12 protein-coding genes are annotated in these 11,947 nt (G+C 71.3%); 8 read left to right on the top strand and 4 right to left on the bottom strand.

What is annotated here, in order from left to right; translation table 11 throughout:
• The 3 genes from ACZ562_RS36975 to ACZ562_RS36965 form a co-directional block, all read left to right on the top strand.
• Positions 1–772: SH3 domain-containing protein (locus ACZ562_RS36975; protein ID WP_471188772.1), on the top strand; the 772-nt coding region annotated here is incomplete at its 5' end.
• A gap of 43 nt (positions 773–815) precedes the next feature.
• Positions 816–2,204 (top strand): FtsW/RodA/SpoVE family cell cycle protein, encoded by a 1,389-nt coding sequence (locus tag ACZ562_RS36970; RefSeq protein ID WP_471188769.1) that lies wholly within the window; start codon positions 816–818, stop codon positions 2,202–2,204.
• Complete coding sequence (locus ACZ562_RS36965; RefSeq protein WP_471188767.1) at positions 2,201–3,676, top strand: peptidoglycan D,D-transpeptidase FtsI family protein; 1,476 nt, start codon at positions 2,201–2,203, stop codon at positions 3,674–3,676. The genes ACZ562_RS36970 and ACZ562_RS36965 overlap by 4 nt, the downstream gene beginning before the upstream one ends.
• On the opposite strand, the gene ACZ562_RS36960 is transcribed toward ACZ562_RS36965, so the two are convergent.
• Positions 3,653–5,551 carry a sensor histidine kinase gene (locus tag ACZ562_RS36960; RefSeq protein ID WP_471188765.1) on the bottom strand — a complete coding sequence of 633 codons (1,899 nt, stop codon included), beginning with the start codon at positions 5,549–5,551 and terminating at the stop codon, positions 3,653–3,655. The genes ACZ562_RS36965 and ACZ562_RS36960 overlap by 24 nt on opposite strands.
• A 308-nt stretch (positions 5,552–5,859) precedes the next feature.
• Here ACZ562_RS36960 and ACZ562_RS36955 point away from each other — a divergent pair, with 308 nt between their 5' ends.
• Positions 5,860–6,363 (top strand): DUF3291 domain-containing protein, encoded by a 504-nt coding sequence (locus ACZ562_RS36955; protein WP_471188763.1) that lies wholly within the window; start codon positions 5,860–5,862, stop codon positions 6,361–6,363.
• Here ACZ562_RS36955 and ACZ562_RS36950 read toward each other — a convergent pair whose 3' ends face one another.
• From ACZ562_RS36950 to ACZ562_RS36940, 3 genes are read right to left on the bottom strand one after another with little or no spacing between them, the layout of a single operon-like run.
• Complete coding sequence (locus ACZ562_RS36950) at positions 6,364–6,504, bottom strand: hypothetical protein (RefSeq protein WP_471188760.1); 141 nt, start codon at positions 6,502–6,504, stop codon at positions 6,364–6,366.
• A complete protein-coding gene (locus tag ACZ562_RS36945) occupies positions 6,501–7,397 on the bottom strand; it encodes a hypothetical protein (RefSeq protein WP_471188758.1) in 897 nt (298 codons plus the stop codon). Before ACZ562_RS36945 ends, ACZ562_RS36950 begins: the two co-directional genes overlap by 4 nt.
• A gap of 42 nt (positions 7,398–7,439) precedes the next feature.
• Positions 7,440–8,549 (bottom strand): ferritin-like domain-containing protein, encoded by a 1,110-nt coding sequence (locus ACZ562_RS36940; RefSeq protein WP_471188755.1) that lies wholly within the window; start codon positions 8,547–8,549, stop codon positions 7,440–7,442.
• A 90-nt stretch (positions 8,550–8,639) separates the two neighbouring features.
• On the opposite strand from ACZ562_RS36940, the gene ACZ562_RS36935 reads away from it, so the two are divergent.
• The 4 genes from ACZ562_RS36935 to ACZ562_RS36920 all read left to right on the top strand — a co-directional run bounded on the left by ACZ562_RS36935 (position 8,640) and on the right by ACZ562_RS36920 (position 11,911).
• Positions 8,640–9,581, top strand: coding sequence for an AurF N-oxygenase family protein (locus ACZ562_RS36935; RefSeq protein ID WP_471188753.1), 942 nt, complete (start codon positions 8,640–8,642; stop codon positions 9,579–9,581).
• A 69-nt stretch (positions 9,582–9,650) separates the two neighbouring features.
• Positions 9,651–10,304: a TetR/AcrR family transcriptional regulator gene (locus tag ACZ562_RS36930; protein ID WP_471188750.1), complete on the top strand. Its 654-nt coding sequence runs from the start codon at positions 9,651–9,653 to the stop codon at positions 10,302–10,304.
• 10 nt (positions 10,305–10,314) lie between these two features.
• Positions 10,315–10,683 carry a hypothetical protein gene (locus ACZ562_RS36925; protein WP_471188748.1) on the top strand — a complete coding sequence of 123 codons (369 nt, stop codon included), beginning with the start codon at positions 10,315–10,317 and terminating at the stop codon, positions 10,681–10,683.
• Between the two features lie 103 nt (positions 10,684–10,786).
• Positions 10,787–11,911 (top strand): C40 family peptidase, encoded by a 1,125-nt coding sequence (locus tag ACZ562_RS36920; protein ID WP_471188746.1) that lies wholly within the window; start codon positions 10,787–10,789, stop codon positions 11,909–11,911.
• Positions 11,912–11,947 lie beyond the last annotated feature (36 nt).

Genomic DNA, 11,947 nt, shown 5'->3' with positions numbered 1-11,947 from the left:
GCCGCCCCAACAGCACCGGAAACACCAGCACCACCAGCACCGGCCGCCCCAACAGCACCGGAAACACCAGCACCACCACCGGCCGCCCCAACAGCACCGGAAACACCAGCACCACCACCCCGGCCGCCCCAACAGCACCGGAAACACCAGCACCACCAGCACTGGCCGCCCCAACAGCACCGGAAACACCAGCACCACCAGCACTGGCCGCCCCAACAGCACCGGAAACACCAGCACCACCAGCACTGGCCGCCCCAACGCCACAAGCACCGGCCGCCCGACAACCACAAGCACGGGCCGCCCCACCACCGGCGACAGCAGCAGCTCCGGCACCGGCCGCCCCACCAGCACAAGCACCGGCCGCCCGACAACCACGAGCACCGGCCGCCCGACAACCACGAGCACGGGCCGCCCCACCACCGGCGACAGCAGCAGCTCCGGGACCGGCCGCCCGAACGGCTGGACCGGCGGAGACCAGGGCTCCGGCCGTCCCAGCGGCGGGGACAGCGGCGGAGACGGCGGCAACCAGCAGAGCACGACCCTCTACAAGGGGCGCGTCACCGCGAGCTCACTCGCCCTGCGCAGCGCCCCGAACCGCGGCGGGCAGATCATCAGGTACGCCGAGGAGGGCGAGGTCGTCTCCATCTACTGCAAGACCTCGGGCGAGAACATCGACGGAAACCCGCTCTGGTACCTCCTCACGGACGGCACGTGGGCCTGGGGCGCCGCCCGCTACATCGACAACATCGGCGCCGCGCCACGCTGGTGCTGATGGCAGAGGCATACAACACAGCACATTTAGGTAAGTTCCGGACATGACCAACGCCGGAACCACCGGTACCGCTGGTACCACCGCGGCACAGGCGGACCCGCCCGCTCCGGCGGTCCGCCTCCCCCGGCGCCGTGGCATCGAACTGGCCCTCATCGTCCTCGCCGTCCTCCTCTCGGTGTACGGCTACTGCGACGTCGGCCTCGCCAAGAACGGCACCGTCCCGCCCGGCGCCGCCGGTTACGGCGCCGGGCTCGGCGTGCTCGCGCTCCTCGCGCACCTCGCGGTGCGGCTGCGCGCCCCGTACGCCGACCCGCTGCTGCTGCCGATCGGCGTCCTGCTCAACGGCCTCGGCCTGGTCCTGATCTACCGCCTCGACCTGGAGACACCCGGCGACAAGGCGGCCCCCACCCAGCTGGTGTGGTCGACGCTGGGCGTGGCGCTGTTCATCGTGATCGTCGTACTGCTGCGCGACCACCGCGTTCTCCAGCGCTACGCGTACGTCTGCGTCGTCGGGGCCCTCGCCCTCCTCACTCTCCCGATCTTCTTCCCGGCCGTGAACGGCGCCCGCATCTGGATCCGGATCGCCGGATTCTCCATCCAGCCGGGCGAGTTCGCGAAGGTGCTGCTCGCGGTGTTCTTCGCCGCCTACCTGGCCGCCAACCGCAACGCGCTGGCCTACTCCGGCCGTCCGATCTGGCGGTTCAAGAAGTTCCAGCTCCCCACCGGCCGCATCCTCGGCCCGATCGTCGCCATCTGGCTGCTGAGCGTCGGCGTCCTCGTCCTGGAGCGGGACCTCGGCACGTCGCTCCTTTTCTTCGGCCTGTTCGTGATCCTGCTCTACGTCGCCACCGGCCGCACCGGCTGGATCGCCGTCGGTCTGCTGCTGGCATCGCTGGGGGCGGTCGCCGTCGGCTGGCTGGAGCCGCATGTGCACGGCAGGGTCGAGGACTGGCTGCACCCGTTCGCGACGATCGAGGCGGGCCGGGGCCCCAACCAACTGGCCCAGTCGCTGTTCGCGTTCGCCGCCGGCGGCACCCTCGGCACCGGCCTCGGCCTCGGCCACTCGATCCTCATCGGCTTCGCGGCGAAGTCGGACTTCATTCTGGCGACGGCCGGCGAGGAACTGGGGCTGGCGGGCCTGTCCGCGGTCTTCCTGCTGTACGGCCTCCTCGTGGAGCGCGGTTACCGGGCGGGCCTCTCCCTGCGCGACCCCTTCGGCCGGCTGCTCGCGGTCGGGCTGGCCTCGATCGTGGCGCTCCAGGTGTTCGTCATCGCGGGCGGGGTGACCGGTCTGATCCCGCTCACCGGCATGGCGATGCCGTTCCTCGCGCAGGGCGGCTCGTCGGTGGTGACCAACTGGGCGATCGTGGCGCTGCTGATCCGGGTGAGCGACTCGGCCCGCAGCCAGTACGACGGGGAGACCGTCGCATGACGCGGTACATCCGCCTCGCGGCCGTGTTCTGCGCGCTGCTGCTGGTCGCGCTCCTGGTGAACGCCACCCGCGTCCAGGTCTTCCAGGCCCGGTCGTACGACGGCAACCCGGCCAACCGCCGCCAGGACATCGCGCGTTACCACCAGCCACGGGGGGACATCCTGGTCGGCGGTCTGCCGGTCACCGGTGCCACGGACACCGGCGAGCAGCTCCGCTACGAACGGTCGTACAAGAACGGCCCGTTGTACGCGCCCGTCACCGGCTTCGCCTCGCAGGTGTACGGGACGACGTTCCTGGAGCACGCCGAGGACGACGTGCTGTCCGGCACGGACCCGATGCTCTCGCCGTTCCCGCTGTGGAACGACATGACCCGCACCCAGACCCCGGGCGGCGACGTCGTGACCACCCTCAACCGGGCGGCGCAGCGGGCGGCGTACTCGATGCTGGGCGCGCGCAAGGGCGCGGTGGCGGCGGTCGAGCCGGCCACGGGGAGGATCCTGGCGCTGGTGTCCACGCCCTCGTACGACCCGGCGGTGCTGTCCGGGAACGGCCCGGCGGTGGAGCGGGCCTGGGCGCGGCTGAACGGTGACCGGGACAAGCCGATGCTGAACCGGGCCGTACGGCAGACGTATCCGCCGGGCTCGACCTTCAAGGTGGTCACCGCGGCGGCCGCGCTGGACGCGGGCGTGATCACCGACCTGGACGCGCCGACCGACTCCCCGGCGCCGTACCGGCTGCCCGGGACCACGACCTCGCTGACGAACGAGGGTGAGGGGTGCGAGGACGCCTCGCTGCGTGAGGCGTTCGAGTGGTCGTGCAACACGGTGTTCGCCAAGCTGGGCGCGGATGTGGGGGTGGACGGCATGGCGGCCACCGCAGAGGGCTTCGGCTTCAACGACACGGCGTTGCGGATCCCGTTCTCCGTCGCGCAGAGCACCTTCGACACCTCGGTCGACCGGGCGCAGCTCGCGCTGTCGTCCATCGGGCAGTACAACACACGGGCCACCCCGCTGCAGATGGCGATGGTGTCGGCGGCGGTCGCGAACGGAGGGCAGGTGCGGTCGCCGTACCTGGTGGAGCGCACGACGACGGCCGGCGGGGCGGACCTCGCGACGGTGCGCCCGCACCAGGCACGGCAGGCCATGAACCCGGCGACGGCCATGCGGATGCAGGAGCTGATGGAGGACGTGGTGCGGGAGGGCACCGGCATGAACGCCGCGATCCCCGGGGCCCGGGTCGGCGGCAAGACCGGTACCGCCCAGCACGGCGTCGGCAATTCCGGTGTGCCGTACGCCTGGTTCGTGTCCTGGGCGCAGGGCGACGGCGACATGGAGCCGAGGGTGGCGGTCGCGGTGGTGGTGGAGGACGGGTCGGCGGACCGGGGGGACATCAGCGGGGGCGGAATGGCGGCGCCGATCGCCAGGGCGGTGATGGAGGCGGTGCTGAACTCACCTTACGGCAGTGGCCGTTGACGGCTCCTGGACCAGTTTGCTCGGCAGGGCTACGTACGCGGTGACGCCGGTGCCCTGGGTGGGCCGCAGTTCGACGTGGGCGCCGAGGCGGACGGCGAGGGCGCCGACGACGTGGTGGCCCAGGAACCGGGTGGTGGTGGTGGTGCGCAGGGTGCCGTTCCTGCCGGACAGCAGGTCGTTGGCCTCCCGCATGCGCTGCTCGGTCATCCCGATGCCCCGGTCGAGCACGGCGATGCAGTACTCGCTGCCGTCTCGCCAGCCGTAGACCTCGACCGGCTGGTGGGGCGGGCTGAACATCAGCGCATTCTCCACCAACTCGGCCAGCAGGTGTGAGAGTTCGGCGACCGAATGGCCCCGGATTCCGCACTGCTCGATGTCGACGGCGGCCACCCGCCGGTACTGCTCGACCTCGGAGACCGCCGACCGCACCACGTCGCCGACGGCCACCGGCCCCGACCACGAGCGGGCCGGGGTCTCCTCTCCGGCGAGGACGAGCAGGGACTCGGCGTTGCGACGCATCCGGGTGGCGAGATGGTCGAGCTCGAACAGTTCGGCGAGCGCGTCCGGGTCGAGTTCCTGGCTCTCCAGAGTGGTGATCAGGCCGAGCTGGCGGCTGAGGAGTGCCTGGTTACGGCGGCCGAGGCTGGCCAGTGACTCGGTGCTGGTGCGGCGCAGGACCGCCTGCTCGGCGGCGAGGCCGACGGCTGTGCGCTCGACGTTGCGCAGGGCCGCGGCCAGCCGGGTGATCTCCCGGGCGCTGTCCTTGACCTGCGGTGCGTCGCCACGTGGTGCGCCGGCTTCGGCGGAGGGCGGGGCGTCGGGGCCGGCCTTCTGGATGCGCTGGACCGCGGCGGGCAGTCGGGTGCCGGCGACCGCGTCCGCCTCGTCGGCGAGGGCGCCCAGGGGGCGGGTGATGGACCGGGCGGAGAACACCGTGAGCGCACCGGCCACGGCGAGGATCAGCGCGCCGAGGGCCAGGAAGCCGACGAGCTGGCGGGTGGCGGCGTCGCCGGTGTCCTCGGCGCGGTCGCGCACGGCGTCACCGGCCTGCTTCTGCACACCGTGCAGGTCGTCGACGAGCGTGGTCATGTCGGCCCACCAGCGGGCCGGGGCGACCTCGATGGCGGAGCCGTCGGCGCCGCGCTCGGCGCTCTGCTCGTAGGAGGTGACGCGGCGGGCCGCCGCGGTCTCGAACGCGGCGTCGAGGGCCGGCGTCTGGGCGTCGGTGGCGAGGTGACGGAACTGTTCCAGCTGGGCCACGCGGCTGGCGCGGATCTCGGTGAAGGCGAGGTACTCGCCGGAACGGAACCGTCCTGCGGCGAACACCCCGTTGAGGGAGCCGCGTTCGAGGGCGACGGCCTCCGTGGCGCGGGCCAGGGCCTGCAGCGCCTGGACGCCCTGGGTGATATGGCGGTCCCCGCTCGGCGCGTCGGCGGACTCGGCGTCGATCAGGGCCGTGACGGCCTTGGTGTAGGCGGTCAGGGTGCGCGTGCGGTCGGCGGTGTGGGAGTCGACGTCGGCGCGCAGCGTGGCCAGCCCGGCGAGGGGCGCCCGGGCGGCGTCGAGCGCGGAGACGGCGGCCTCGGGCAGATCGCCGCGCTCTTCGGAGAGGGCGGTCTGCAGCTCGTCCCGCGCGTCGTCGGTGCGCCCCCGCTGCGCGCGCACGTCGTCCCGGTACTGCTCCGCGCCGCCCAACAGCCCGTTGGTGAGGCCGCGTTCGCGCTGCACCTCCCGTACGAGATCCTGCACCCGCAGCAGGACGCCGACGTGCGCCTCCGTCTCGCGGGCGGCGGACCAGTCGGTGGCGCGGTCGGCGACGCCGAGGCCGGTGAGGGCCAGCAGGAGGCAGGTCGGGACGGCCAGGACGATGGCCATGCGGCCGCGGATGGAGTTCCAGCCGGGCAGCGCGCGCAGCCGATGGGCGGTCGGTCGGAGGGGGTTCGGTCGGAGGGGGTTCGGTCGGAGGGGGGTCGACCGGAGGGCGGTCGACCGGAGGGTCGTCAGGAAGTTCCCCGTCATGCCCTGTGAGGTTAGGGCCGGGGCGGTCAGGGGGCGGTTTCCCCTCCGTAAGGCGGTGGTTCACAGGTACTCACGCGGGGCGGGCGCGCCGTGAGAGACGGGCCATGCTCACGTGGTGAGGCGTGTCTGCGTCTGCCGTACCCTTCCGACCTATCGTTCGGTCCATGACGACACCCGCCTACGAACTCGCCCAGGTGAACATCTCCCGCCTCCGAGCCCCGCTGGACTCGGCACAGCTGAAGGACTTCGTCGAGGCACTCGACCCCGTGAACGCCGACGCCGAGGGCGCCGACGGCTTCGTGTGGCGGCTGCGCAGCGACTCCGGGAACGCGACGGACGTAAGCGTCTTCGGGGACGACTGGCTGATCCTCAACATGTCTGTCTGGCGGGACCCGAACGCGCTGACCGCCTACATGTACCAGGGGCGGCACCGGGAGATGCTGGCCCGCCGCCGCGCGTGGTTCGAGCAGGTGCGGGAGGCGATGACGACCCTGTGGTGGGTGCCGGCCGGCCACCGCCCGACGGTGGCGGAGGCGGAGACACGGCTGCTGCACCTGCGCGCCAACGGGCCGACGCCGTATGCCTTCACCCTCCGGACGTCCTTCGCGCCGGGGGCGGCGGGGCCGGTGACCGTGGCGGTTCCGGAGGATCTGGGCTGCCCCGCCTAGTCACTTCGGCTCATCAGCCTCTAGCGGGAACCAGCGCCGGCCGGACGCGTCGCCGAGGGCGAGGTCTTCGAGGCTGCGGCGGGCGGCGTGGCGCTCGGGGTACGCGGGATGCTCGGGGTGTTCCTGGCTCTCGGGCGTCACTCGATCGCCTTCAGCATCTCCGAGCGGATCTGCAGGGTGTTCTCGGCCGCGGCCTCCAGGTCGACGTCGGCCGGGTCCTGCGACATGGTGTCGACCGTCACCTCGGCCACGGAGGCGCCCGTGTTGTCGTCCGTCCAGCCGCACACCGGGACGGTCACCTCCGTGCCGAGCTGGGTCTGCGTGAGGACCTCGCAGGTGACCGTGATGCCGCCCGCGCCTGCCGGGTGGAAGTCCTTCGGCGGCACGGACACCTTCGCCTCGCCTCCCTCCGCGGCGCCCTTCATCATGTTGTCGCGGGCCTCGTCGGTGTTCTTGAACCGGCCGTACATGCCCGAGACGACCAAGGTCCCCTGGTTCTCGTCACCGCCGAGGCTGTAGCGGCCGACCACTGCGCCGGCGATCTTGGCGTCCCAGGCGCCGTCCGCCTCGTCCTCGATCTTCTGCCCTTCGGAGTCGGACAGGTCCTCGGCGAGTTCGTAGCGCTCGTCGACCAGTGTCTCGGGCAGGCTCAGGACGAACTTGGCCTCGGGGAAGCTGTTTTCGGCCGCTGTACCGATCATCGCGAGGATGGCGATGATCGCGATGACCCCGCCCAGGGATCCGCCCACGATCCCGAGGATCAGGCCGGTCCGGGGCCTGTTCGGGGGCGGCGGGACCATCGGGGGCGCGCCCCAGCCGTAGGGCTGGCCGGGTATGCCGGGCTGACCCGGCTGCGGGTAGGGGGCCGCTCCGTACGGCGGAGCGGGCTGCTGGCCGTACGGCTGCTGCGCGTAGGGGCCGGCGGGCGGACCAGCCGGCGGGGCGCCGTACGGGCCTGCGGCCGGCGGGCCGCCGTAGGGGCCCTGGGGCGGCTGCTGGCCATACGGGTTCTGAGGCTGTGAGGGCGTGGACACGCCAGCACGTTACTGCAAGGGGGTGACAAGCGGCTGAGTGGATCAGGAGTCGGCCGCTCCCGCCTCGATGGCCGCCTCCACCTCCGCCACCCGCTCCCGCTCCTCCGCCGCGAAGCGTTCCGCGTCCAGTTGCTCGGCGATCTCCTCGTCCTGGGCCATGAGAAGGTCGAGGTTCGAGTCGCCCATCTCGAAGACGCCCATGTCGAAGTAGGCCTGTTGGAGCCGTTTGCCCCACAGGCCGATGTCCTTGACGCAGGGGACGATGCGGGAGAAGAGCAACTTGCGGAACAGGGCGAGGAATTCGGACTGCTCGCTGTACTGCTCGGCCTCCGCCTTCGGAAATCCGAAGTTCTCGAGCACCTCCACTCCGCGCAGCCGGTCGCGCATCAAGTAGCAGCCCTCGATGACGAATTCCTCGCGTTCGCGTAGTTCGGCGTCGCTGAGCTGCTTGTAGTAGTCGCGCAGCGCCATGCGGCCGAAGGCCACGTGACGGGCCTCGTCCTGCATGACGTACGCCAGGATCTGCTTCGGGAGCGCCTTGTCGGTGGTGTCGCGGATCATGCCGAACGCCGCCAGCGCCAGGCCCTCGATCAGGACCTGCATCCCGAGATACGGCATGTCCCAGCGCGAGTCGCGCAGCGTGTCCCCCAGCAGGGACTGGAGGTTGTCGTTGATCGGGTAGAGCATTCCGAGCTTCTCGTGGAGGAAGCGGCCGTAGATCTCGGCGTGCCGTGCCTCGTCCATCGTCTGGGTCGCGGAGTAGAACTTGGCGTCCAGGTCGGGGACCGACTCGACGATACGGGCCGCGCAGATCATCGCGCCCTGCTCGCCGTGCAGGAACTGGCTGAACTGCCAGGAGGCGTAGTGCTTGCGCAGTTCGCCCTTGTCCTGGTCGGTCAGCTTCGACCAGTGCTTCGTGCCGTAGAGGGACATGGACTCGTCAGGAGTGCCGAGCGGGTCCTGGGGGTCGACCTCCAGGTCCCAGTCGATACGCTTCTGACCGTCCCACTGCTTGTCCTTGCCTTTCTGGTAGAGGGCGAGTAAGCGGTCCCGGCCGTCGTCGTACTCCCAGTTGAAGCGCGCCGCGCCGGTCGCGGGCACCGGCCAGAGGGGGGCTCCGGGGTCCTTGGCGTACAGGTCGTGGGTCGGCATGTTCCGCAGGCTCACACGTAGTAGACGCCGGGTCAACAAGTCGCGCACAGGGGATTGACGGGCTTGCTGACAAGCAGTCTCATAAGATCCATGACGACCCTCCCAGAAGCCGGCGCGGCCGGCGGGCTGCGCGACGCGCTCGGACTGCTCAAGGACCGGGAGCAGGTGGCCGAGCGGCTGCTCGCGTCCTCCGCCAGGCACTCCTTCGACCCGGACAACGAGCTCGACTGGGAGGCGCCGTTCGAAGAGGGCAAGTGGTTCTGGCCGCCGGAGCTGGTGTCGCTGTACGGCACACCGCTGTGGAAGCGGATGGGCGAGGAGCAGCGGATCCTGCTGTCGCGGCACGAGGCGGCCGCGCTCGCCTCGCTCGGGATCTGGTTCGAGATCATCCTGATGCAGCTGCTCGTACGGCACATCTACGACAAGGCGGCGACGAGCGCGCACGTACGGTACGCGCTCACCGAGATCGAGGACGAGTGCCGGCACTCGAAGATGTTCGCGCGCCTGATCTCGCACGGGGGCACACCCTGGTACCCGGTGAGCCGGGTCCATCAGAACATGGGGAGGCTTTTCAAGACGATCTCCACGACACCGGGATCCTTCACCGCGACGCTGCTGGGCGAGGAGGTCCTCGACTGGATGCAGCGGCTGACCTTCCCCGACGAGCGGGTGCAGCCGCTGGTCCGGGGGGTGACGCGGATCCATGTGGTGGAGGAGGCGCGGCATGTGCGGTACGCGCGTGAGGAACTGCGGCGGCAGATGGTGACGGCGCCCAGGTGGTCGCAGGAGTTCACACGGGTCACGTCGGGGGAGTTCGCCCGGGTGTTCTCCGTGGCGTTCGTGAATCCCGAGGTCTACACGAATGTGGGGCTGGACCGGCGGGAGGCCATGGCGCAGGTGAAGGCCAGCGGGCACCGGCGGGAGGTCATGCGGACAGGGGCGAAGCGACTGACCGGCTTCCTGGACGACATCGGGGTGCTGCGAGGGGTCGGGCGGCGGCTGTGGAGGTCGTCCGGGCTGCTGGCGCGGTGATGGCCCGGGGGCGGTGGCCGGATCGCGGGCGTAGCGATGACATCGGGCAGTGCGGTTACGCTGCCCGGCATGACCCCCTCCGCCCCCACTCCCGCCTACCGTCGCCTCAGCGTCGAGGAGCGCCGGAGTCAGTTGCTCGAGGCCGCGCTGTCGCTCTTCGCGCACCGCGTGCCGGAGGACGTGTCGCTGGACGACGTGGCGGAGGCGGCCGGGGTGTCGCGGCCACTCGTCTACCGGTACTTCCCGGGCGGGAAGCAGCAGCTCTACGAGGCCGCCCTGCGGTCCGCCGCCGAGGAGCTCCAGCGGTGCTTCGACGAGCCGCGTCAGGGCCCGCTCCTCCCCCGGCTGGCGCGGGCTCTCGACCGCTACCTCGCGTTCGTCGACCAGCACGACGCCGGATTCAGCGCGTTGCTGCAAGGCGGCAGCGTTGTGGAGACCTCCCGCACGACCGCCATCGTGGACGGCGTACGCCGGGCCGCCGCGGAGCACATCCTCAGCCATCTGCAGGTCACGGAGCCCGGCCCGCGACTGCGCATGACCGTACGGATGTGGATCACGGCGGTCGAGGCGGCCTCCCTGATCTGGCTGGACGAGGACAAGCAGCCGCCCGTCGGCGAACTGCGGGACTGGCTGGTCGAGCAGTTCGTGGCGATGCTGTCGGTGACCGGAGGGCGGGACCCGCAGACGGCCGCGCTGGTCGAGGCCCTCGCGGCGGATGGCTGACACTGGTGCCGTGAAGAGCGAAGACACCCCCTTCGAGGGCGGACCCATGGACGGGCGGGTGCTGCCCGTGCTGCTGGGGCCCACCGGGCATCCGCCCAAGACGTACCGCATCCCCGTCCCGGACGCCGCCGGCGGCCCGCCGACCGTGCTGGTCTACCGCCGCGTGGAAGTCCCCCCGCGCGAGCGAGGTCGAGCGTGGGGGAGGCTCGGGCTGCATCAGGGGTGGAAGTACGAGTTCGACCCCGAGGGAAAGAAGGGGACACGGTTGAAGTGGCCGTGGTCCAAACCGGAGGCCGGACCGGACACCGAGCCGGACACCAGGCCGGACACCGATCCAGACGCCACGCCGGGCGGCAAGCCGGACGACGCGGACGGGTGACCTGGTTGCGCCGAACCGCGCACACCCGGCGCGCGCACCCCGCCCACACGTCTGATGCTCACGATGCGGAGCGGAGAGGCCGCTGCGCACGGGAGGTGATGTCGTGTCAGGAAGGCTTCTGCGACTGGTCTGTACGGCTACGGTGGCGGCTGCGACCGTCCTCGCACCGCTCCCCGCGGCAGCTGCACCCGAGCCCGGCGAGCGGTCCGTCGCCCAGCTGCTGACGGACCTTCAGCGGCTGTACCGGCAGGCCGAACGGGCCACCGAGACGTACAACGCCACAGCGGAGGAGCTGAAGCAGCGGCGCGCCGAGCTCGGCCGGCTGGAGACCCGGCTCTCCCGTGCCCGGCTCTCCCTCTATGCCAGCCGCGGGGCTGCCGGGCGGCTCGCCCGGCAGCAGTACCAGAGCAGCACCGACATCTCTCCGTACGTACGGCTGCTGCTCGCCCGCGATCCGCAGCACGCGCTGGAACAGGGGCATGTGATCGGGCAGTTGGCGCGGGAGCGAGCGAAGACGGTGGGCCGGCTGGCCGGAAGCGAGCGGCGCGCCGACGATCTGGCGCGCAGGTCCCGTAAGGCTCTCGACGACCAACTCACCCTCGCCGCACGGCAGAAGAAGGAGCGGAACGACGTGCGTGAGCGGCTCAAGGACGTGGAGGAACTGCTCGTCTCGCTGAGCGCAGAGCAGTTGGCCGCGCTGGCCGAGTTCGAGAAGAGCGGGACCGACAAGGCGCAGGAGGAGTTGGTGACGTCCGGAGCCCTCAGCGGCGAGAGCGCCGAGCGGACGCCGACACCGGAGGGCGACCGGGCGGTGCGGTACGCGGTACGGCAGCTCGGGAAGCCGTACGAGCCGGGTGCGCAGGGACCGAGGTCGTACGACTCGTCGGGCCTGACCTCGCAGGCGTGGGACCACGCCGGAAAGCCCATCCCGCGCACCGGCCGGGAACAGTGGGAGCGACTCCCCCGAATCCCGCTGAGCGACCTGCGCCCCGGAGACGTCGTCGTGTACTTCCCGGAGGCCACGCACGTGGCCCTCTACCTGGGCGACGGCATGGTGGTGGAGGCACCGCGACCCGGTGGGAAGGTCGAAGTGTCCCCGATGGCCGCCAACCCCCCGCTGGGCGCGGTACGTCCCGACCCGGGCGGGGAGCCTCTGCGGCGCTACGTGCCACCGAAGCTCCCCGACACCCCGGGGGAAGGTTCCGTCGAGGGCCACGGCACGCCGTAGCCGGGGAAACCGACCCGCGGCCGCCCGCCCCCGGAC

The sequence above is a fragment of the Streptomyces sp. NPDC040410 genome (genome assembly GCF_055595715.1).
The sequence above is the reverse complement of the archived record's forward strand: the minus strand, read 5'-3'. Positions and strand labels throughout refer to the sequence as shown.